The sequence below is a fragment of the Streptomyces sp. NBC_00210 genome (genome assembly GCF_045160975.1).
Taxonomy (GTDB): domain Bacteria; phylum Actinomycetota; class Actinomycetes; order Streptomycetales; family Streptomycetaceae; genus Streptomyces.
This window is the reverse complement of the sequence record NZ_CP108120.1, coordinates 4,466,346-4,488,289: the sequence shown is the minus strand read 5'-3', so window position 1 is coordinate 4,488,289 and position 21,944 is coordinate 4,466,346. Positions and strand designations below refer to the sequence as shown.

Sequence of the window (21,944 nt, the reverse complement as noted above, 5' to 3'; positions counted from 1 at the left end):
TCGAGTCGGGGCCTTAATGCGCTACTCCCACGCGAACCGCAGCTCAGTCTGCTTGGGTGACAGGCTCAGGATCAGGAGTTTCATCCGCGAATCCGTGATCCGCAGGTCGCGCGGGACGCTGAGCAAGCCACCCAGATACCCGGGGTCCTCCGTTCACAGCAGTGCCCTCACGGATCGTCCGCACATACTCGAATTCCTGACGCAGGTAGTACTCCTGTAGCGCCGTGTTGGTTGTCCACGCGTCCAGTCGTAGCCACTTCGCGCCTGCTCGATACGCCCGATCTCCTGCCCAATCGAGCAGACGCCCGCCGACGTTCTGTCCAGCATGCGTGCGTGCGACTGTGAGTTTGTTGATGAACATAGAGGGTTCTGCGAGCTCCCGGTCTGTCCAGAGCCCCGCTTCTGCGTCAGAGGTCAGAGTGATTGTGGCAGCCGTCGCGGCACGATCTATGACCATGAAGACGGTGCCTGCCTCGATGGTGGCCAACAACTTGTCAGCTGGGTAGGGCCGTTGCCACTGGTCGGTTCCAACGCGAGAGAGCCAGGCTGCGGCCTCCTCTCGGAAGTCGAGCAGCTTGGCCACGTCGCCCGGTTGGGCAGGGATGATTCTCACTGAGGCTCGTTCTCACTTCGGGCGGACAGGTCGCCGGTCTCGTAGTTCATCCGGTTCAGATCGCCCCGGAAGGTTGTGATGGTGCACCGGACGGGTCGGTCTGCCGAGTAGCCCGTTCGCGTCCAGAGCAGCACTGGCACACCGGCGCCGACCTCCAGTAGGCGAGCCTCATCCGGTGTCGGCATACGCGTGGCAATCTCGTCGAAGTACCCGATCTGCTCGATTCCATGGGCCGCTAGGTACCTCGTCGTTCCCTCCGCGATATCCCCCGGTTCAGCCAGACGAGGCGCCTCTTCGATCAGCCATGCCGGGTAATAGGTCGCCTGCGTGGACCACGGCACGTCATCTACGTACCGGTGGCAGAACCTCAGAACCGTCTTGGCGCCAACCTCAACCTTCAGCCGCTGGGCCACATACTCCGAGGCAGGCAGCATCTCGACTCGGAATGTCTGATGCGGTCGGCGGCCGGCGTTCGTCACGTCAGTGTTGTACGCATCGCCGTTCTGCGGGAAGTTCAGGTTCTCGAACCGGGATGCGTTGAGCTCGAAGACCTCGTGGGACCGGACTTCGTACCCGAGCCCCTGGCTGGACGCAATCAAGCCCTCGCTGACCAGCAGACTCAGTCCATTTCGGACCGTGTTCCGCGAGGCGTCAAAGCGGGCCGATAGCTCACTCTCAGACGGCAGCCGCGACCCAGGTGGGAACGTGCCGTTGTCGATCTCTCGGCGCAGGGCGTCGGCCACCTGCCGGTACTTCGGCTGCTTGTTCATGCCCTCATCATGACGCACTCGCGCAACTTGTTGGTACATGTAGCCCCCAATCCCTTGACGACTCACCGTCCGTGGGTGCAGCATCACTGCATCAGCTTGTACCAACAAGCTGAGCAGGTGGTGCAACTCCTATAAAGGTGCCTGCCTGCACTGACAGCGCCCGGCGGGCCCCGTGAAGACGGGAGCGCCTCTGACCAGGGGTTACCGCGCTCGTCGGCAGCGACTGCGCCTTGAGAACTCAACAGCGTGCTTGAGGGAGACCGCCCTACCTCTGCGAGCAAGTGGGCGGCGTGCGCGGGTTCTGTCCCGTGTGCGAGTACAGAGCGTTTCGACCTTTCCGCAGCTCGATGGCTGCGGCCGGTTGCCTCCGCTGCTCGTCTCGTACGAGCAGCGCTGAGGGGAGCCGGATGTTCCGACTTCAACGGCGCGCGGCTCCCGGGTGGCACCCCGGGAGCCGCTGTTCGGGCCGTTCCACGCTGAGAGGAACACGACCCATGGAGCACATCGGTGCTGTTCAGGCGGTTGTTACCGCCGTCGTTTTCGACCGCGAGCCGACGGCCGCGGAGCTGGACGCGATCGAGCGCGAGATGCCCGTCATCACGGCGGACATCGAGCTGCTGGACGCGCAGATCATCACGCTCGACCGCATCCCGACCGAGCTGGACGCGCGGCGTATCCGCCGGGCCCGCCGTCGGGTGCTGGCCGCGCGGCGGGAGCTGGCCAACCAGTCCGCCGACGCGACGCGGGCGGGCGGTGCGGCATGAGCCTCCACCGCAAGGGGCGAGCCGCCCTGGTGCTGGCCTTGGTCGCCGTGGTCGCCATGGCGTTCCGGGTCTCGTGGAACGCGTTGCGGGACATCGCCAACGCGGTCGGTGCGGACCACACGGCCGCGACCCTGTATCCGTTCGTGGTCGACGGCCTGATGGCCCTGGCTCTGGTCGCCACCCTGGTGCTGGCGGGTCGGGATCGCACGTTCGCGCTGCGGGTGCTGGGCACTTACACGCTCGCCTCGCTGGTCCTCAACTACGTGCACGGCCTGGTGCCGCAGCTGCACGGCCGCACGGTCGACTGGGGACGGTTGGCCGACTGGGACCCGGCGAACTGGGCGCTCGTGCTGCTGGCGACGTCGCTTCCGGTCGGCTCGATCTACTTCGGATCCGACCTGGTCGCCAAGGTGCTGCACCACCGACCCACCCCGATCCCAACCGTGGGCGCGAATGTGGAGGAATCGACCGAGAGCGTGAGTAATCGGTCTACGGCTGACCTCCCGGAATCGACCCCGCAGCCGGTGCCCATGGCGCCGGTGCGGATGCCCGATCCGGTGGCCGTGGCGCACGTGAAGTCGGCTCTCCCGCGCAAGCCCTTCCCGTCCGTCGCCCCGATCCGGGTTGCCGCGATCGAGCGGCGTGCGGTGGCAGCTGAGTCGCCCCGGCCGCGTCGGACAACCGGTCGGGTGCCCGAGGCGGCCCGATCGACCCGCCCGAAGCGGACTGCGGCTCAACTGCTCGATGAAGCCCGCACAGTGACGGCGGGTTGGCCGGATGCGGAGCTGACCGCCGAGGGCATCCGCCGGAACGTCCGCACCTCCCCGGCGAACGCGCGGATGCTGCGCGACACCCTGCGCGGTGAGCGAGCCGGTAAGGCAGTCGCCCGATGAGCCCGGCGTTCGGCAAGTGCTACGACCCGAACGGCGCTGTTCATGGTCTCCCTACCTACCCGTGGCGCCTGGCCCCCGACGGTTTCGCCACGCGGCGCCAACTGCGTGCGCAGGGCCTGCGTCCGGGAGGCCAACCCATAGCCGCACAGGTGCTGAGGCTGCGCTACCGGCGCGGTCCGTTGGTCGCCTACCTCTACCGCATCGACCGTGCCAAGCCTGTACGACCGATGACCTCCCGCAAGTGGGGCGCCCTCGCCCTGGCGATGCTCGCCCGCCGCACCTGCCCCGTGTGCCGTCTCGACGTCGGCTACTGCATCCCGCCCTCCCTCGGCATGTGCGGCATGTGCCACACCCGCCTTAAGGACCAGCGCGCCGCCTGAACACCCCGACGAGACCTAGGAGTTCCGCTGTGACCAGCACCAATGCTGCCCCGAACGTCGTCGCCTACCACTGGCACGGCTGGGTGACCGTGCCCGGCAAGGGCCCCGCGTTCGCCTCCGGCACCGTCACCGGCCCGCGCGGCTACTGCCGCGCCAAGGCCCTGCGCGACATCGCCGCATGGCTCACCGCGCACGGCTGCACCGGCCGTATCGCAGACATCGCGCTCCTGCCCGCCTGAACGAACGGAGACGTCGTGAAGCTCACCGTCACCACACACAAGCTGTTCGGCTACGGTGCAACCCTGCGTACGGCCAAGCGTCTGGCCGAGCAGGCGGCGCCGCTCGTGGACCGGTCCGTGCCCGGCCGGATGCCGGATGTTCAGATCACCCTCGCCACCCCGCGCGGCTTGGCGGAGCTGGCCACGGCCGCCGCAGTCGAGATGGCCGGTGGTGTCGACAAGCGCGTTCAGGCCCGTGCGCTGCGGGAGGCCAACCGGCATGCCCGCGATGCCGCAGGCCGTGCAGTCCCGCTCGCCAACGGCGGGGTGTTGGTCGTGGTCAACGTCGACCAGCACGCCAGCCCTGCCCAGTTCGCCGTCACGCTCGTGCATGAGCTGGTCCACGCCATGCAGTTCAGCCGTAAGGGCGTGCGTGAGCGGATCGTGCGGGACCTGCGCGACTCCCTCGGAGTCGAGAAGCAGTCCCGCCGCCAGGCCCGCGAGCACGAGCGCTGCCTTGAGCAGGAGGAGCGCGAGGCGTACGGCGTCGAGTACCTGGCCAACCAGCTCGTTCCCGCCGCTGCTTGAAGCGGCTGCACTCATCGATTGATTGCCGGGGTGGCTGTCCCGGCCAAGGAAGCAGGCCACCCCGGCAACACCCCATGCCCGCCCCTGGTTCAGGGGCAGTCAGGAGACTCCCATCATGAGCGACAACGTCGTTCGCCTCTTCAAAGACCCGCAGGACGCCTCGCAGGCGCCCGCTGGGCCCCCGGTGGCTGCTGTAGCAGCGCCCGCCGTCGAAACGCCGACTGTGCCGCTGTGGGCGCGCTCCGCACGCGCCATCCGCATGGCGGTCACCCACGAGAACACCAAGACCGCCTGCCGCGCGGTCGCCCGCCACGGCCTCTACGTCGCCGGGGGAACGCGGATCATGGTCCGCCGCACCTGGGAGGGCCGCACCGCATCCCGCTACGAACGCATGCTCCGCGCCGCCGAAGCAGCAGGCAACTACGAGGTAGCCGCCGAGTGGGAAGAGCGCGGGCAGCGCTACAGGCAGGCCCGCCACCAGCGCCGCATGGACCTGCTCACCGCACCCTTGGATGCGGCCAAGGGTGTGGCGGCCGGTGCCGGGATGGGCGCCGGTGTGCTGCTCCTGCTCGGCATCGCCCTCGCCGTCGCGAACAAGGACTTCGCCGACGTCGCTACCCCGACGATGGCCGTGGTCCAGCTCATTTCGTGGGTCGTGTTCATCGCCTCGGTCGTGTGGGGTCCGCTGGTCACGATCGGCCCGTGGGCTGCCCTGATCGGCTTGTGGGCCGTGGGCAAGAACCAGCAGGCCGCACCCCAATGGGCGCTCCCGGTCCGCGACCGGAACACCGATGGCGAACCCATCACCCCGTCGATCGTGGTGCTCGCGCTGCGCAACCTCGGCATCGCCCCGCTGCGCAACGCCATCAAGGAGATGGGCGACGCCGGGGCGTCGATGCTCGGACCGATCCGGATCGCCGGATGCGGCGTAGAAGTCGACGTCACCCTGCCCTCGGGTGTTTCGACGGACGAGGTGCAAAAGCGCCGGCGCAAGCTCGCGGAGAACCTGTCCCGGCACGAGCACGAGGTGTTCATCACGATCCCCGAGGCGGCCCGCACGGTGCGCCTGTGGGTCGCGGACAGTGGCGCGCTGGACGAGCCGATCGGCCCGTCTCCGCTGGTCACGGACGAGACGCTGACCGCCAACTACAAGACCGGACGCGCCCCCTGGGGTCAGGACCTGCGCGGCGACGCCGCCGCGATCAGCCTGTATCAGCGCCACCTCCTGATCACCGGCCTGTCCAACCAGGGCAAGACCGCCGCCCTACGCGCACTCGCGCTGTGGCTGGCGCTTGACCGCACGGTCGAGTTCCGCATCGCTGACCTCAAGGGCGCAGGGGACTGGGCCATGTTCCTGGGGCTGGCGACGGTGCTGATCCAGGGTCCGACGGACGACCACGTCATTCAGGCAACCGAGATGCTGGAAGGTCTCGTTGCCGAGATGGAGCGCCGTCTTCAGGCGCCGCCCGGGACCGTGTTCCCGCCGCTGGTCGGCATCGTGGACGAAGCGCAGGTGGCGTTCATGTGCCCGATTCAGGACGAGGACAAGCGGCTGTACGGCGGCTCGAAGGCCACGTCCCGGTACTTCATGGCCGCCCGGAAGATCCACAACCAGGGCCGTGCGGTGAACGTGACGCTGTGGCAGGGCACCCAGGACCCGACCGACCAGAACCTTCCCAAGCTGGTCCGCGAGGGTGCACACACCCGCGCATCCCTCGCACTGGGCACCGAGTCACAGGCCCGCATGGCGCTGGGTGACAAGGCCGTGGACGGCGGCGCCGCACCGAACCTGCTGCGTCCCGGACTGGACAAGGGGACCGTGGTCGTCGCGAGCGATGGCATCGACATTCCCGCAGGCCAGGCGTCCATCACGGTCCGCACGCACTACATCGACACCGACCAGGCTGCCGAGATCACCGCGCGTGCGCGGGCCCTGCGCGACGGGGTCACCACCGTTCAGAGCATCGAGCGGGGCGAGCAGCGCGACCCGCTCGCGGACATCGCCACCGTCATCGGGGAAGCACCGCGCCTGCTCACACAGGACGTGCTGCAGCGCCTGCGCGCCCTCAACGAGGACGCCTACGGCACGTGGACGCACGCGGACCTGAAGCGGGTCCTGGCGGACGCGGGTGACGAGCCGTACAAGTCCGACGGACGCATGGTCGTCGGCCGCGACCGCATCGCACGCGCCCTCGCAAACCGCCACGAGGACGGTTCCGCTTCCGCCGCGCACTGACAGGGAGCCACACCCCGGCGGGCCAGGGAGACAGGGAGAACTCCCTCAACCCCTCCCTGACCCGCCTCCCTCGCCCTGACCTGCACCAATGATCTCGCAGGGAGACAGGGAAGCGCCCAGCTCAGCACCCCTCAACCCCCTTCCACGCGCCCCACCGAGGGGGGTGTCTCAGCCTCCCTGCCCCGATCCGAGAAGGGATTCCGGATGTATCCCGACAACCCCGGCCTGCCCGCTGAACGGGCCGTGACCGTCCACCAACCCGCACCCATCACCCCCGTGCAAGTGGCGCCGCTCGTGCCGGTGCAGCCGGGCACCATCCCGGCCGTGGCGAGCATCGTCCTGCCCGACGGGCGGGTCGTCACCGGCTACGCCATCGAGCCCGCCAAGCCCGAACCCGTCGCCGCCAAACCGGTCGTCTCCCGCACGGCGGTGAACATCGCTCTCGGCGGCGTCGGGTTCGGCGCCGTCTGCGGCGGGCTGCTCCTGCTCACCACGTTCATCGCGGCCCTGGCCGCCCTGGTTCAGCAGCTCATCATCCTGGCGGCCGTCATCTTCGGCGGCTGGATCGCCGTCCAGATCTTCAGCGCGAGCGGCCACAGCGGCGGGACCACAGTCAACATCCGCAAAGCCGTCATCAAACGCAACCACTTCCACAGCTAGCTACGCCAAAGGCGGCCCGCGTCTCGCCAAAGCCTCGGGCCGCCCTGGTCTCCAGTCCTCAACAGACCTGTTGGAGGTCTCCAGCATGACCCAACCCACCGACAAGACGCGAGCGTCGTTACTGGACGCTGCCCTGCGGGCCGCTGAGCGCGGCTGGCACGTCTTCCCTCTCCGCCCCGGTACCAAGCGACCTGCCCTGCACGGAGAGGCAGCCTGCCCCAACACTGGGGTGTGCGGGGGAGGCCACCGCAAGTGGGAACAGCGGGCCACCACCGACCCCGATCGCATCCGCGCCACCTGGTCGCGGGGCCCGTTCAACGTCGGTATCGCTACCGGCCCTTCCGGGCTGCTGGTCGTCGACCTCGACATGCCAAAGGACAAAGGCAGTTCGGACGCGCCTGACGGCGCGGCGACCTTCAAGGCGCTCTGCGAGCGCACCGGCCATGCCGTCCCGGATACCCATGGGACGCGGACCGCGAGCAGGGGATGGCACCTCTACCTCGCCCCGCCGTCGGGCGTGCGACTGGGCAACACGGCTGGAACGCTTGCCCCGTTGGTCGACACGCGCGCGTGGGGCGGCTACGTCGTCGCTGCGGGCAGCATCACCCCGCACGGCGCGTACAGCGTCGCCGACGACAGGCCCCCAGCGGAACTGTCCGGGTGGCTGTTCAACCTGCTCCAGCCCCCCGCGCCCGCACCGGTCAAAGCCTTCGCCCTGCCCGCCGTCAGCGGCAGCCGCGCGGCACTGACCGCGCTGGAGTGGGAGTGCGCCGTGGTGTCCGCAGCGCCGGACAAGCAGCGCAACATCACGCTGAACCGGTGCGCCTTCAAGGTGGGGCGCTTCGTCGCGTGGGGCGACGTCCCCCGGCACGTGGTGGAGGACGCCTTCCAAGCGGCTGGAGAGGCCCGCGGACTCACCGTCGCGGAGTGCCGCGCCACGATCCGCAGCGCCCTGGACGGCTCCATCCGCAAAGCCCGACCCCGGGATGCGGCATGAACACCCAACCCCATCCCCCCTTGGAAGGCCACCCCCACACCAACGGACCGCAGGCCGCCACACCGCCGATGGCAGAGACGGCCGTGGGCGACCTGAAGGGCGTCGCCGAAGGCGTCCCCATTGCTGTTCGCCCTGACCCGCAGCGCGGCCACGGCCGCCACCCCATCGCGTGGCTGCACATCAGCGCCCCGCGCGGCGCTATGCCCACCGCCACCTCAAAGTGCCGGTGCGGACATGACCGCAGCGCCGTCGGCAAAGCCCGCGTGCTCGCCCTGATCGACGACCACACCGCCCACCGCGACGAATGCCCGCTCCGCACCCACCAGGAAGGGAGGGCCGCAGCATGACCGCAGAGAGCCGCAACCCGGCCACCATCGACGGAGCCGCCCTGCTCGACGAGGTGGAAGCCTTCCACCGCCGCTTCAACGTCTTCCCCACCGAGGCCGCCTACGTCGCCGTCGCGCTGTGGGACGTACACGCCCACCTGCTCGACGCGTTCGACTCCACGCCCCGTCTGGCGTTCCTGTCCCCGGAACCGGGGTCGGGGAAGTCCCGGGCCCTGGAAGTCGTCGAAACGCTCGTGCCGCGTGCTATGGCGGCCGTGGACGCGTCCGCCGCCGCCCTGTTCCGGTCCGTCTCCGGTATCGACGGCGGTCGGCCAACGATCCTGTTCGACGAGATCGACACCATCTTTGGCCCCAAGGCCGGAGAGAACGAACAGCTCCGAGGGTTCATCAACGCCGGTCACACCCGCGGGCGCGACATGTACCGGTGCGTCGGGGATGGCGCCAACCAGCAAGTACAGGGCTTCCCGTCGTTCTGCGCGGTCGCCGTCGCGGGACTCGGCAAACTGCCGGACACGATCATGACCCGGTCCGTCATCATCCGCATGCGACGCCGGGCCAGGAACGAAAAGGTGGAGCCCTTCCGCACCCGCATCCACGTCCACGAGGGCCACAAGCTCCGTGACCGACTGGCCAAGTGGGCCGAGACCATCCAGGAGCAAGTCACCGACGTCTTCCCCGAGATGCCCGAAGGCGTAGCCGACCGGCCCGCCGACGTGTGGGAACCGCTGCTCGCCATCGCGGACGCGGCCGGAGGGCACTGGCCCGACCGCACCCGCAAAGCCTGCCTTGCCCTGGTCAAAGCCTCCCGCGCCAACGACAAGGGCAGCATCGGCATCCGCCTCCTCACCGACCTGCGCGACCACGTCATGGTCGGCATCGACCGTCTGCCCACCGTCGCAGTCCTGGACCGGCTCAACGCCATGGACGACGCCCCGTGGGCCGACCTCAACGGCAAGCCCCTCGACAACCGACGGCTGTCCCGGATGCTCAGCGAGTACGTCACCGCCGACGGCGATCCCGTCGCCTCTCGCAACATCAAGACCGGCGGCGCAGTCCTCAAGGGCTACTACGCCGCCGATCTGCACGACGCCTGGCAGCGCTACTGCCCCCCACCCCCGGAAAGTCCGCTACTTCCGCTACCGCAGGGTGAAAACAAGCTCTGAGCTGCACTGATCCGGTAGCGGATGGCGCCCCCGCTATCCGCTACCGAACAGCCTCTATCCGCTACCGCTACCCCTTGCCGCTACCTCCCGCGGGCCCCTGACCTGCGAGGTAGCGGCGGTAGCGAACGTAGCGGACTTCCCAGCAGGGGCCATGTGGCCCCCGCCCTCTTACGGAGGTCGACGTGCTGACCGTCGTACCCGCAACTCCCGAAGCACTCACCGTTCCCGAGGTCATGAAAGCTCTGCGCCTCAGCCGCAGCAAGGTCTACGACCTCTTCCGCTCCAAGCAGCTCGAAAGCTTCACCGCAGGTCGCGCCCGCCGAGTCCCGGTCGACGCAGTGCGGCAGTACATCCGCAACCAGCTTGAGGAGGCCGCCTAATGGCCAAGCGCCGTGCCAATGGTGAAGGAACGATCACCAGGCGCAAGGACGGGCGGTATCACGCCGCCGCGTATGTCTACCGTCCCGACGGAACGCGAACCCGGAAGTTTGTCTACGGCAAGACCCGCGAGGAAGTCGCCGACAAACTCACCGAATTGCAGGAGAAGACCCGACAGGGCATCCCGGCCGCGTCGTCCACGATGGCATTCGGGGACTACCTCACGTACTGGCTCGCCACCATTGCACCCGAACGGCTCAAGCCCGCGACGCTCAACAGCTACGAGGGTTTGAGCCGCCTGTACATCCGGCCGGCACTCGGCAAGAAGAAACTGAACCGGTTGTCACCGGCAGACGTCCGCCGGTTCCTCTCGGAGTTCAAGGCCTCATGCCTGTGCTGTCTCCGTGGTGCGGACAGGGAGCGGCCGGAGGAGAAGCGGTCCTGTTGTGCAGTCGGCCGGTGCTGCAAGCGCGGTCCGTCGGCCCGCACGGTTCAGTACATCCACGCCGTTCTACGGTCCGCCCTTCAGCAAGCGATGCGCGAGGAACTGATCGCGCGAAACGTCGCGCGGATCGTGGAGACCCCCACCGTCACCACCAAGGAGGTGCGTCCGCTGGACGCCACAGAGGTCCGGCTTTTACTCAAGACCGCCAAGTCTCACCGCCTGTACGCTCTGTGGCTGGTGCTGGTTTCGACTGGCCTGCGTCGTGGCGAAGTACTCGGGCTCACCTGGTCGGATATCGATCTAGCGGGCGGTCAGCTCAGGGTCCGCCGAAACGTGCAGCGCATCCGGCGGGAGCTGATCTTCGGCACGCCCAAGACCACGCGGTCCATCCGTACGGTGAGCCTGCCCAAGCATTGCGTACGGGCGCTCACGCAGCACCGCGAGCAGCAGGAGCGAGAGCGAAGGGTGGCGGGCAAGAAGTGGCAGCCCGCGCCAGGGCACCCCGACGGGCTGGTCTTCACCACGGCGACAGGCCGCGTCACAGACCCCCGCAGTCTGAACCGGATGCTCACGATCCTGTGCAGGGACGCGAACGTGCGGCGCGTGCGAGTGCACGATCTGCGTCACACGTGCGCGTCGCTGCTCCTCGCGCAGGGCGTCGACGCCCGCACGATCATGGAAACGCTCGGGCACAGCACCATCACGATGACGCTGGACACCTACGCACACGTGATGGGCACGACGCTGAGGGCCGCTGCGGACCGTATGGACGACGCCCTGCGGCTCGACGAATCCGACGAAGGTGCGGGGTGCGAGACAGAACAGGATGCCGACGGCTGAGTGCCTCTTCCGGGGGCGTTGATGTCACCCGCTGATGTCAAAGGCCCCTTGGGATGATCCCAAGGGGCCTTTGAGCTGTGTGCACTCGGCAGGATTCGAACCTGCAACCTTCTGATCCGTAGTCAGATGCTCTATCCGTTAAGCTACGAGTGCTTGGCGTTCCGGGCTATTCTGCCTGGTCGGCGTTGCGGGAACAACATTACATGACCCGCGCCGTCAGGTGAAATCCGTTAACCGAACCTCACCTGACCTGCGAAAACGCCTCAGAATCGCCCGTACTAAGCCCCCCTGCGAACGACCGAAGCCCCGGCCGTCAGGACGGGGCTTCGGTCATCAACTGGCGGAGGCGGAGGGATTTGAACCCTCGATGGGCTTTAAGACCCAAACCGCATTAGCAGTGCGGCGCCATAGACCGGACTAGGCGACGCCTCCAGCACACCCGCGCGGGCGCGAGTGGTGCGTGCAGATGATGACACAGCCGGGCGGGGTGTCACCAATCGCTGTCCACGGTACTAGGCACGCGGGCCGCAGGGCAAAGTCCAGGGGCATGGGGTGTCCCCCGAAAGCCCGCCAGGGCGCCGTGCGTCCCCCGGCGGCGGCTGCCCGGTTGCGCAACGCCCGGGCGCACGGAGCGTTAGAGATGCAGGCGCCTCGCGCCTCGCACGAAAACCGTGACTCTTCAGCTCAAGGAGCACCCATGCTGCGTCGCATCGTCCTGATCGCAACCGTCTCCGCCGCCGCCCTCGTCGGCGGCGTGTCTGTCGCCGGAGCCTCGCCCCTCCCTCTTCCGCTGCCGCTGCTGTCGGAGCCGGCGGATCATCTGACGGTCACCGTCGCCGAGACGGGGAACACACGGACCGACGGGAGATACGAGCTCGAGTGCGGGCCCACCGGCGGGACGCATCCCGCGGCGGAGGGGGCCTGTGAACGGCTGGAGCAGCTCGCGCAGGAGGGGCTGGACCCCTTCGCGCCGGTGCCGGAGGACCAGATGTGTACGCAGCAGATGGGCGGGCCGGCCACCGCGCGGGTCACCGGCACCTGGCAGGGACGTCAGGTCGACGCCACCTTCCTCCGGACCAACGGCTGTGAAATCTCGCGCTGGCAGACCCTCGAACCCGTACTGCCGAACACCAGGTCATAAGCCCAAGGCGTACGCCATGTGCACACAACCTTGGTGAGAGCTCCCCCTCATCCGCCGCGCCCGCGCATCTGCTGCCTTTAGACTCCCTCCAGTGACAGGCTGGGGCCCGAGAGGCAAGATGGGACCGGCCGTCCGCAATATGCAGTAGGTCAGGGAGGAACCGCCGTCGTGAGCAGCAGGCCATCCCGAGGCGCTGCTCGCCTCGCAGCCATACTCGACGCCCTTCCGGACGGGCTTGTGCTCGTCAACTGCAACGGCACGGTCGTCAACGCCAACACCATCGCGCTCGAACTCTTCGAGACGCCCGGCACCGCGCTGGTCGGACGAGGGTTGCTCGATCTGCTTCCGTCCTTCGACTCCCGGCTGATCCCCGGCTCCATGCGACGCCCCGAGGCGGCCGACGAGCGGGGGCGCACCAAGCCCGCACGGATGATCGCGCGGCGCACGGACGGCAGCGAGTTCCCGGTCGAGGTCACGAGCGCGAGCCTGGAGGACGGGCGCGAGGCGTACGACTCGTACAGCGGCTACACCGGCGACGAGCTGCTGATGCTCGTCGTACGGGATCTGTCGGGCACCGTGGACACGGAAGCGGAGCTGGCGCGTTCGCAGCGGCAGACCGAGATGATCCTGCGGGCGGCGTCCGAGGGCGTGGTCGGCACGGACACCGACGGGCGGGTCGTGCTGGTGAATCCGGCCGCCGCGCAGATCCTCGGGTTCCGGGCGAGCGACCTCGGCGGCCAGGAGCTGCACCCGCTGATCCTGCACTCGCGGGCGGACGGTGAGCCCTTCCCGTACGAGGGGTCGCCGCTCGCGGACACGCTCAAGTCGGGCCGCAAGCACCGGGTGCGCGGGCAGGTGCTGTGGGCCAAGAACGGCTCGAAGGTGTCGGTCGATCTGACGACCGCGCCGGTACGGGACGGGGACCAGCTCGTCGGCGCGGTGATGACCTTCACCGACCGGCGGCCGTACGAGGAACTGGCCGAGCAGCACGCCGCGGAGCTCGCGGAGAGCACGAAGCGGCTGACGGCCGAGGTCGAGGAGACGACCGAGCGGCTGACGGCCGAGCTCGCGGACAAGTCGGAGCGGTACGCGGCCGAGATCGAGGAGCGGACGGACCGGTACGAGGAGCTGGCCGCCCGGCATGCCCAGCTGACCGCCGTCCTCGGCGAGTCGCTGCGCGGGCCGCTGGAGGAACTCCGCGCCGAACTGGGCACGCTGGCCGCCGATCCGGCCGGACAGCTGTGGCCCGAGGCCAACCAGATCCTGCATCATCTGGCCGCCGGATATGCCCGGATGACGACGCTTGTCGACAATGTCCTGGGTTATCAGCGGCTCGACACGGGCGCGGAGGAGCTTCACAAGGCCAACGTGATGCTCGACGCCGTCGTTGCAGCCGGCGTCGAGGGTGCGATCGAGCTGATCGGCCCCGGGCGGGCGCAGTTCGCGGTGCACGCGCCGCCGATAGAGGCCGAGGTGGACGCGGGGCGTCTGGCGACCGCACTCGCGCATCTGGTCGCGGACGTGGCCGGGGTCGACTCCACCGGCAAGGCCCGGGTGGTCCCGGGCGGCGGGTATGTGGACTCGACGGTCGTGGTCGCGGCGGCAGAGCGCGGTGATGTCGTACGGATCGAGGTGCGCGGGCCGTTCGCCGGGGGAGACCCGGTGCACGAGCCGATCGTGCGCGGAATCGTACGGGCGCACGGCGGTGTGCTGCAGACGCACGAGGTGCCGGGGATGAGCGGCAGCGCATACGTCCTGGAGCTGCCGCTCGGCGAAGGCTCAGGGACCGTGACTCCTCCGGCACCGGCCGCCGGCAGTGCTCTCGCCCTGCCGGAGCAGCAGACGGGCGGCTCCCCCGGTACTTCCGGCGGCGGCGGGCGGCGGCGCGCACGGCGGGCCTCCACGGATGCCTTCCTGGAGAGCCCGGTGGCCATGGAGGACCCGGTGGCCACCCCGCCGACCGGGCGTCGCCGGGGCCAGACCGAGGAGCCACGGCAGGAGCTGATCCCGGCCCAGGACCCGGGTGAGGGCAAGGGCGGCGGGACCGGACGGCGACGCGGGCGGCCGAGCCCTGCCGACGAAGCCGTCGTGGTCGCCGCGGGAGCCGGCCGACCCGCCGAGGGCGCGGTCGTGACGGCCGCCGAGGGCGCGGCCGCGGCGAACGGGCGCGCGGCGCTCGGCGAGGCGGTGCCTCCGCAGGGTGTGCCCGTGGACGCGCATGGAACGGGGCGTCGCGCACGCCGCGGCGGCGAGGGCGGGCTGCCGGAGCTTTCTGCCGCTCCGCCTGCGCTCAGTGCTCCGGTCGTTGCTCCGGTGCCGCCGGCCGGGCGGCGGGCCAGGCGGGCGCTGGCGACCGCGCCGGCCGAGGCGGAGGGCGCGCGCACGGCGTTCGCGCTTCCGCCGGCGGAGGCCGACCGGATCCCGCCGACGGCCGGTGAGGCCGATGCCTCGCTGCCGGGTCAGCACGAGGCCGTACGCACCGAGCCGGGCACGCACCACCACACGCCGCCGCAGCCGCATCCGGTGCCGACGGGCCGCCGACGTGCCCGCAAGGAGTCGCAGCCGCTGCCGACCGAGACGGAGCCGGACGCGTCGGCAGGCGCACAGCACGATGTGCAGCCGGATGCGCCGGTGGATGTGCCGGTGGACGCACAGCCGGAGGTTCAGACCGGCGTGCAGCCCGGCTGGGGGGAGAACGGCAGCTTGGGCACCGGGCTCGCCGCGCTCGCCTCCGACGACTCGACCGGTCAGCACACGGCGACCGCCGACGAGGCCGCTCCGGCGCAGGGCGTCGAGCCGACCTCCCAGGGCACCGGCTCGACGGTCCTGCCGCAGCCGCTGCCCGCCGCCGAGCCCGCCACGCCGCGTGCCGCGCAGCCGCTGCCCGCGGAGGCGCCGGTGCCGGCCGACTCCACGCAGGGGCGGGCTTTCAGCGTGCGCACGCTCGGGCAGGGCGTGCCGTTCTCACAGCAGATCACCGAGAAGCAGAACCAGACGCTCGGCTCCGGTCGCCGCCGCAAGCTGGCCACGCCTCCCGAGGGCGAGCCTCCCGAGCCCAGGACCGAACCCGGCGCCCGTCCGCACCCGCAAGCTCCGGCGCAGAGCGGGCCGCGGCTGGCCGCCGATCGGACCGAGGGCCGGGCATACGCGATAGGAGCCCCCGACGAGGGCGCGGAAGGCCCCGAGCCGCTGGACGGACCGGGTGGCGCCGTCGAGGTGGCCAACCGGCCGCAGCCGCAGCCCGTCGACGACGAACTGCCTCCGGAGCCGCTGGACAACCCGCGCCGTCTCCTTGTCTGGCCCGCGCCCGACGTCTCGACCCAGCAGGCGCTGAGCGACCGCGGCTACCGCCCTGTGGTCGTGCACTCGCGCGAGGAGGTCGACGCACAGATCGCTGCCTTCCCGGCGGCGCTCTTCGTCGACCCGCTGACCGGCCCGATCACCCGGACGGCGCTGCAGTCGCTGCGCCAGGCCGCGGTGGCCGCCGAGGTCCCGGTGCTGGTGACGGCCGGCCTGGGGCAGGCGACGCGGGAGGCCGCGTACGGCGCCGATCCGGCCGTACTCCTCAAGGCGCTGGCGCCGCGCGACAGTGAACAGCACCCCTCACGCGTGCTGTTGATCGAGGAGCACGAGGAGATCGCCCTCGCGCTGACAGCCACGCTGGAACGCCGCGGCATGCAGGTCGCCCGGGCCGGCGCGGACACGGACGCGGTCACGCTCGCCACCCAGATGCGGCCGAACCTGGTGGTGATGGACCTGATGCAGGTACGCCGCCGACGCGCCGGGATCATCGACTGGCTGCGTGCGAACGGCCGGCTGAACCGGACACCGCTGGTCGTCTACACCTCGGCGGGGCTCGACCGGGCGGAGCTACCGCGCCTCTCGTCGGGGGAGACGGTGCTCTTCCTCGCGGAGCGCTCCACCAGCAACGAGGTCCAGGCCCGCATCGTCGATCTGCTCGCGAAGATCGGCACGAATTGATGTGACACGAGATGTCGCATGAGATGCGGCATGGGATGCCGTTGAGGCGGCATGAGGCGGCATGAGATGTGCCGCGAATTGGTATGAACTGGTGCGAATTTTCGCGAAAGGGGCGACAGTTGTCACCGCCGCCCCTCCGCGCTCCGCACTAGAGCTGGGTGACGTCCAGCTCACCGTCCGCGTACTGCTTGCGGATCACCTTCTTGTCGAACTTGCCCACACTCGTCTTCGGCACCGCCGGGATCACCGCCCACCGCTCGGGCAGCTGCCACTTCGCGACCCGCTCGGCGAGGAAGTCCCGCAGCGACTCGTAGTTCGCGGTCGACCCCTCCGTGAGCACCACCGTCGCCAGCGGGCGCTCGCCCCACTTGTCGTCCGGGACTGCGACCACGGCGGCCTCGGCGACCTCGGGGTGCGCCATCAGCGCGTTCTCCAGATCAACGCTGGAGATCCATTCGCCGCCGGACTTGATGACGTCCTTGGCGCGGTCGGTCAGCGTCAGATAGCCGTCGGCGCTGATCACGCCGACGTCGCCGGTCTTCAGCCAGCCGTCCTCGCTGAACTTGTCCTCGGGCTTGAAGTTTTCGCCGCCAGCGCCGCCGTAGTACGCGCCCGCGATCCAGGTGCCGCGCACCTCCAGCTCGCCCGCCGACGCGCCGTCCCACGGCAGGATCTCGCCGCCGGGGCCGACCAGCCTCCCCTCGACGCCCGCCGGGAAACGGCCCTGGGTGACGCGGTAGGGCCACTCCTCCTCCGCGCTCAGTCCGGCCGGCGGGTGGGCCATCGTGCCGAGCGGGGACGTCTCCGTCATGCCCCAGGCGTGGCACAGCCGCACGCCCAGCTTGTCGTACGACTCCATCAGCGCCGGCGGGCAGGCCGCGCCGCCGATGGTGACCTGCTTCATGGAACTCAGGTCGCGAGGGTTCGCGGTGACTTCGGCGAGCAGGCCCTGCCAGATGGTGGGGACGGCGGCGGCGTGCGAGGGCTTCTCGCGCTCGATCATCTCGGCGAGCGGCGCGGGCTGCAGGAAGCGGTCGGGCATCAGCATGTTGATGCCGGTCATGAAGGTGGCGTGCGGCAGGCCCCAGGCGTTGACGTGGAACTGCGGGACCACGACGAGCGTGGTGTCCCGCTCCGTGAGGCCCATCGACTCGGTCATGTTGACCTGCATCGAGTGCAGATAGATGGAGCGGTGGGAGTAGACGACGCCCTTGGGGTCGCCGGTGGTGCCGGAGGTGTAACACATGGCGGCCGCGGTGCGCTCGTCCAGCTCCGGCCAGTCGTACGTGGTCGGACGGCCGGCGATCAGCTCCTCGTACTCATGCACCCGCGCCCGGGCGTCGGCGAGCAGGCTGCGGTCGCCGGGGCCGGAGACGACGATGTGCTCGATCGTCGGCAGATGCGGCAGAAGCGGTGCGAGCAGCGGGAGCAGCGAGCCGTTGACGATGACGGCCCGGTCGGCGGCGTGGTTGACGATCCACACCAGCTGCTCCGCGGGGAGGCGGAGGTTGAGGGTGTGCAGTACGGCGCCCATGGCAGGGATCGCGAAGTATGCCTCGACATGCTCGGCGTTGTTCCACATCAGCGTGGCGACGCGCTGGTCGCCGTCGATCCCGAGCTCGTCGCGCAGGGCGTTGGCCAGCCGGGTGGCGCGCTCGCCGACCTCCGCGAAACTGCGGCGCTGCGGCTCGGCCTCTCCCGTCCAGGTGGTGATCTGCGACTTTCCGTGGATCGTCATCCCATGGTGAAGGATGCGGGTCACAGTCAGTGGTACGTCCTGCATGGTGCTCAGCACGGCGTCCTCCCGGTGGGCGCTAGCGCTACGTGGCAGTAAGGGCGTGACGATTCTGCTCACATACCGCGCGGTATGTCACTACCCCCGGGTAGGGGGATTCGGCGAGGGAGTCCATGGATCTTCAGCACGCGGGAGACCCGGGAGGCACGGGAGGCACGGGAGGCACGGGAGGCACGGGAGGCACGGGAGGCACGGGAGGCACGGGCAGCCTTCAGCGCACCGGCGACAGCTCCGGGTCCTCGCGCAGCTTGCCGAGCGCCCGGGACACCGCGCTCTTGACCGTGCCGACGGAGACGCCGAGCACCTCGGCGGTCTGGGCCTCGCTGAGGTCCTCGTAGTAACGCAGCACGACCATCGCCCGCTGCCGGTCCGGCAGTTTCATCACGGCGCGCCACATCGCGTCGTGCAGCACCTGCTGCTCGGCGAGGTCGGGCTCGGGCACGGTCTCCGGCTCGGGCAGCTCGTCGCAGGCGAACTCGTCGACCTTGCGCTTGCGCCACTGCGAGGTACGGGTGTTCAGCAGGGCCCGCCGGACATAGCCGTCGAGTGCCCGGTGGTCCTCGATCCGCTCCCAGGCGACGTAGGTCTTCGTGAGCGCGGTCTGCAGCAGGTCCTCGGCATCGCTCGGGTTCGCGGTGAGCGAGCGGGCGGTTCGCAGCAGCACGGGCCCCCGCGCCCGTACGTACGACGAGAAGGACGAGTAGGCGGCATAGCGCACGGTCGGTGCGTACGAAGGCAGCGGCGAGGCGGCCTTCGAAGCACTTGTGCAGACTGGCGTGGTCATGGGTCCACGCTAGGAGCGGCGACTGCTGTCGCGGATCGGCCCCAAGTCCCGAAGGGGTGTCCGCCTCAGGTTGTACGGCTGGTGCCGGCCCCACCTCCTTCAGGTGGAGGAGACCCTCAGGGAGGGATGCGGGCCAGGGCGGTCGGCAGCCCTGCGCTCGGCCTTCCGTTCGGTCCTCCGCTCAGTTTCCCGCTCACTTCTCCACGCCACTCTTCGCTCAGTCGTCCGTACCCAGGACCAGTCCGGATGTGGGAACGCCCGTGCCCGCCGTGACCAGCGCCCTCGCCGCACCCGGTATCTGGTTCACCGAGGTGCCGCGCAGCTGTCTGACCGCCTCCGCCACGCCGTTCATCCCGTGCAGATACGCCTCACCCAGCTGACCGCCGTGGGTGTTGAGCGGCAGCACGTCCGCGGCCACGAACTCCGCGGCCTCGCCCGGGTCGCAGAACCCGAACTCCTCCAGCTGCATCAGCACAAATGGGGTGAAGTGGTCATAGATGATGCCGACGTCCATCTGGGAAGGGGTGAGCCCGGAGGTCTGCCAGAGCTGCCGGGCGACCACACCCATCTCGGGCAGGCCGGTGAGGTCGTCGCGGTAGAAGCTGGTCATCTGCTCCTGCGCCCGGCCCGCTCCCTGCGCCGCCGCGACGATCACTGCGGGCGGCCTGCGCAGATCGCGGGCCCGCTCGACACTGGTCACGACTATCGCCTGGCCGCCGTCGGTCTCCTGACAGCAGTCGAGGAGACGCAGCGGCTCGACGATCCAGCGTGACGCGGCATGGTCGGCGAGGCTGATGGGCTTCTCGTAGAAGTACGCGGCGGGGTTGTTCGCCGCGTGACGGCGATCCGTGACGGCGACATGGCCGAACGCCTCGGGCGTCAGCCCGTACGTGTGCAGATAGCGCTGCGCCGCCATGGCAACCCAGGAAGCGGGAGTGAGCAGCCCGGACGGCAGGTTCCAGCCGAGTGCCGTGCCCTCGGCGGAGGGCTCGCGATGCTGCACACCCGACCCGAAGCGCCGCCCGGAGCGCTCGTTGAACGCCCGGTAGCAGACGACGACTTCGGCCACGTTGGCCGCGACGGCGAGGGCGGCCTGCTGCACGGTGGCGCAGGCCGCGCCGCCTCCATAGTGGATGCGGGAGAAGAAGGACAGCTCACCGATGCCGGCCGCCTGGGCGACGGTGATCTCGGGGCTGGTGTCCATCGTGAAGGTGACCATGCCGTCGACGTCGGCGGGGGAGAGGCCGGCGTCGTCGAGGGCGGCATGCACCGCCTCGACTGCCAGCTTCAGTTCGCTGCGCCCCGAGTCCTTGGAGAACTCGGTCGCCCCGATGCCGACGACTGCCGCCCGGCCACCGAGCAAGTCCCGGCTGCGGATGCTCATGTGGCGTCCTCCGGGCTCTTGGAGAGGCTCACCGTCACCATGCCTGTGACGTGGTTCCCGATGCCGTTGGCACCGACGACGCGAACCTCCGCCGTGTCCCCGTCGACGGCCGCGACCGTACCGGTCAACGTCATCGTGTCCCCCGGATAGTTGGGCGCACCCAGCCGTATCTTCACTGACCGCAGCCGGGCCTTCGGCCCGAAGTGGTCGGTGATGTATCTCCCGACCAGGCCGTTCGTCGTCAGGATGTTCATGAAGATGTCCGGTGATCCCTTCTCCTTCGCGATTTCGGCGTCGTGGTGCACGTCCTGGTAGTCGCGTGAGGCCACGGCACCGGCGACGATCAAGGTGCGGGTGATGGGGATCGTCAGCGGCGGGAGTTCGTCACCGGCTTTCACGAGAGGCTCCTTTGGGCATGCGGTCGCTTTTGCGGCTGCGGTCGCCTTTGCGGGCGCGGGCTCCCCTTGCGAGCAACCGGCCCAGTTCGGCGAGAAGTTCCGGGCCGCAGCCGAGATAGGCGTCCAGCTGGCGTCCCCAGAGGAAGTGCCGGTGGACCGGATGGTCCAGGTCTGCGCCGGTCCCGCCGTGCAGATGCTGTCCGGCGTGGACGACGCGCTTGCCCGCTTCACAGGCCCACCAGGCCGCAGTCAGCACCTCGGCAGCCGCGTCCATGCCTTCGTCCTGCCGCCAGGCGGCTTCATACGCCGTGACCCGGATCGACTCGGTGTCCATGTACGCGTCGGCCGCACGCAGCAGCACGCCCTGGTTCGTGGAGAGCGGCCGCCCGAACTGCTCGCGGGTCGAGGTGTACGCGACCGCCCGTGCCAGCGAGCCCGCGCACACCCCCGCCTGGAGTCCCGCGAAGGCGGTACGGGCCATGGCCAGCACCGACTCGTACGCACCGGGCCCGCCGAGGCGTTCGCCCGGGGTCCCGGAGAGGACGAGCCGTCCGGCCGCCCAGGGCGCGGTGGTCTCCACCGCCGTCACCTCCGCGTCGGCGGTCCGTACGAGCCAGAGCGCCCCGTCGGCGTCGGGGAGCAGCACAAGCGTGGCGTCCCGCAGCCATGGCACCAACGGCAACGAGCCGGTCAACTGCCCTGATGCCGTGGTCCGTATGCCTCCGCCGTCCACGGTCCGTCCCCCGCGGACCGTGGTCCGTAGACCGCCTGGTGTGACCGGTACCCCTTCGCCCGCCGCGGCCCGTATGGCACCGCGCTCGGGGAACGCACCGGTCGCCACTGACGTGCCGTCGCGCAGGCCGGGCAGCAGCCGCGCCCGCTGCTCGTCCGTGCCGTGGGCTGCGACCGCCAGCAGTCCGTAGACACAGGTCGCCGCGAAGGGCACCTGCGCGGTGGTCCGTCCCTGCTCCTCCAGAAGCAGCACCAGTCCCAGCAGGCCTATGTCCTCGACGGCCCCGGGGAGTCCCGCCGCGCACAGCGCCTTCCACAGCTCGGCGTCCGTCCCTGTCCCGGCGGCGGTCAGCCGGTCGTGCGTGGAGAGATCGCCGAAGATCCGCGCCGCGAGCTCCTGCGCCGCCGTCTGCTCCTCCGTGGGTGTGAAGTCCATG

At 69.7% G+C, this 21,944-nt stretch carries 21 protein-coding genes and 2 tRNA genes; 14 read left to right on the top strand and 9 right to left on the bottom strand.

From position 1 onward, the window contains the following. Nucleotides 1–43 precede the first annotated feature (43 nt). Nucleotides 44–583, bottom strand: coding sequence for a GNAT family N-acetyltransferase (locus OG729_RS20340; protein ID WP_405807519.1), 540 nt, complete (start codon nt 581–583; stop codon nt 44–46). A gap of 26 nt (nt 584–609) precedes the next feature. Continuing rightward, entirely contained in the window at nt 610–1,383 is a 774-nt protein-coding gene (locus OG729_RS20335; RefSeq protein ID WP_405807517.1) for a GntR family transcriptional regulator, read from the bottom strand. Between the two features lie 494 nt (nt 1,384–1,877). Between OG729_RS20335 and OG729_RS20330 the strand changes: the two genes are divergently transcribed. The 12 genes from OG729_RS20330 (at nt 1,878) to OG729_RS20275 (ending at nt 11,292) form a co-directional block, all read left to right on the top strand. After that, complete coding sequence (locus tag OG729_RS20330; protein WP_405807515.1) at nt 1,878–2,147, top strand: DUF6284 family protein; 270 nt, start codon at nt 1,878–1,880, stop codon at nt 2,145–2,147. Continuing rightward, a complete protein-coding gene (locus OG729_RS20325; protein WP_405807514.1) occupies nt 2,144–3,040 on the top strand; it encodes a DUF2637 domain-containing protein in 897 nt (298 codons plus the stop codon). Before OG729_RS20330 ends, OG729_RS20325 begins: the two co-directional genes overlap by 4 nt. After that, nucleotides 3,037–3,420, top strand: coding sequence for an RRQRL motif-containing zinc-binding protein (locus tag OG729_RS20320; protein ID WP_405807512.1), 384 nt, complete (start codon nt 3,037–3,039; stop codon nt 3,418–3,420). The genes OG729_RS20325 and OG729_RS20320 overlap by 4 nt, the downstream gene beginning before the upstream one ends. 29 nt (nt 3,421–3,449) lie before the next feature. Next, nucleotides 3,450–3,659: a hypothetical protein gene (locus tag OG729_RS20315; protein WP_405807510.1), complete on the top strand. Its 210-nt coding sequence runs from the start codon at nt 3,450–3,452 to the stop codon at nt 3,657–3,659. Between the two features lie 15 nt (nt 3,660–3,674). Beyond that, a complete protein-coding gene (locus OG729_RS20310) occupies nt 3,675–4,226 on the top strand; it encodes a hypothetical protein (RefSeq protein ID WP_405807509.1) in 552 nt (183 codons plus the stop codon). Between the two features lie 115 nt (nt 4,227–4,341). Next, nucleotides 4,342–6,462, top strand: coding sequence for an FtsK/SpoIIIE domain-containing protein (locus tag OG729_RS20305; protein WP_405807507.1), 2,121 nt, complete (start codon nt 4,342–4,344; stop codon nt 6,460–6,462). Between the two features lie 204 nt (nt 6,463–6,666). Then, complete coding sequence (locus OG729_RS20300; RefSeq protein WP_405807505.1) at nt 6,667–7,122, top strand: hypothetical protein; 456 nt, start codon at nt 6,667–6,669, stop codon at nt 7,120–7,122. Between the two features lie 85 nt (nt 7,123–7,207). Then, nucleotides 7,208–8,119, top strand: coding sequence for a bifunctional DNA primase/polymerase (locus OG729_RS20295; protein ID WP_405807504.1), 912 nt, complete (start codon nt 7,208–7,210; stop codon nt 8,117–8,119). After that, nucleotides 8,116–8,466 carry a hypothetical protein gene (locus OG729_RS20290; RefSeq protein ID WP_405807503.1) on the top strand — a complete coding sequence of 117 codons (351 nt, stop codon included), beginning with the start codon at nt 8,116–8,118 and terminating at the stop codon, nt 8,464–8,466. The genes OG729_RS20295 and OG729_RS20290 overlap by 4 nt, the downstream gene beginning before the upstream one ends. Next, nucleotides 8,463–9,629, top strand: a complete 1,167-nt coding sequence (locus OG729_RS20285) for a DUF3631 domain-containing protein (RefSeq protein WP_405807502.1) — start codon at nt 8,463–8,465, stop codon at nt 9,627–9,629. Before OG729_RS20290 ends, OG729_RS20285 begins: the two co-directional genes overlap by 4 nt. Nucleotides 9,630–9,811: 182 nt before the next feature. Then, nucleotides 9,812–10,009: a helix-turn-helix domain-containing protein gene (locus OG729_RS20280; RefSeq protein WP_405807501.1), complete on the top strand. Its 198-nt coding sequence runs from the start codon at nt 9,812–9,814 to the stop codon at nt 10,007–10,009. Then, entirely contained in the window at nt 10,009–11,292 is a 1,284-nt protein-coding gene (locus OG729_RS20275; RefSeq protein WP_405807500.1) for a tyrosine-type recombinase/integrase, read from the top strand. Before OG729_RS20280 ends, OG729_RS20275 begins: the two co-directional genes overlap by 1 nt. 80 nt (nt 11,293–11,372) lie before the next feature. On the opposite strand, the gene OG729_RS20270 is transcribed toward OG729_RS20275, so the two are convergent. Then, nucleotides 11,373–11,445 (bottom strand) — tRNA-Arg (locus tag OG729_RS20270). Nucleotides 11,446–11,630: 185 nt separating this feature from the next. Next, nucleotides 11,631–11,724, bottom strand: a tRNA-Ser gene (locus OG729_RS20265). 265 nt (nt 11,725–11,989) lie between these two features. On the opposite strand from OG729_RS20265, the gene OG729_RS20260 reads away from it, so the two are divergent. Further along, nucleotides 11,990–12,433: an SSI family serine proteinase inhibitor gene (locus OG729_RS20260; RefSeq protein ID WP_405807498.1), complete on the top strand. Its 444-nt coding sequence runs from the start codon at nt 11,990–11,992 to the stop codon at nt 12,431–12,433. Nucleotides 12,434–12,601: 168 nt separating this feature from the next. Next, nucleotides 12,602–16,414 carry a PAS domain-containing protein gene (locus OG729_RS20255; protein WP_405807497.1) on the top strand — a complete coding sequence of 1,271 codons (3,813 nt, stop codon included), beginning with the start codon at nt 12,602–12,604 and terminating at the stop codon, nt 16,412–16,414. Between the two features lie 148 nt (nt 16,415–16,562). On the opposite strand, the gene OG729_RS20250 is transcribed toward OG729_RS20255, so the two are convergent. The 5 genes from OG729_RS20250 to OG729_RS20230 all read right to left on the bottom strand — a co-directional run bounded on the left by OG729_RS20250 (nt 16,563) and on the right by OG729_RS20230 (nt 21,943). Then, the gene (locus tag OG729_RS20250; RefSeq protein ID WP_360872910.1) at nt 16,563–18,209 is read right to left on the bottom strand and encodes a long-chain fatty acid--CoA ligase; all 1,647 of its coding nucleotides are present in this window, start codon (nt 18,207–18,209) and stop codon (nt 16,563–16,565) included. A 211-nt stretch (nt 18,210–18,420) separates the two neighbouring features. Beyond that, on the bottom strand, nt 18,421–18,993 hold the full coding sequence (locus tag OG729_RS20245; RefSeq protein WP_360872907.1) for a SigE family RNA polymerase sigma factor: 573 nt from the start codon (nt 18,991–18,993) through the stop codon (nt 18,421–18,423). Between the two features lie 217 nt (nt 18,994–19,210). Continuing rightward, nucleotides 19,211–20,377 carry a lipid-transfer protein gene (locus OG729_RS20240; RefSeq protein WP_405807494.1) on the bottom strand — a complete coding sequence of 389 codons (1,167 nt, stop codon included), beginning with the start codon at nt 20,375–20,377 and terminating at the stop codon, nt 19,211–19,213. Next, entirely contained in the window at nt 20,374–20,775 is a 402-nt protein-coding gene (locus tag OG729_RS20235) for a MaoC family dehydratase (protein ID WP_405807493.1), read from the bottom strand. Before OG729_RS20235 ends, OG729_RS20240 begins: the two co-directional genes overlap by 4 nt. Beyond that, nucleotides 20,762–21,943, bottom strand: coding sequence for an acyl-CoA dehydrogenase family protein (locus OG729_RS20230; RefSeq protein ID WP_405807491.1), 1,182 nt, complete (start codon nt 21,941–21,943; stop codon nt 20,762–20,764). The genes OG729_RS20235 and OG729_RS20230 overlap by 14 nt, the downstream gene beginning before the upstream one ends. Between the last annotated feature and the right edge of the window lies 1 nt (nt 21,944).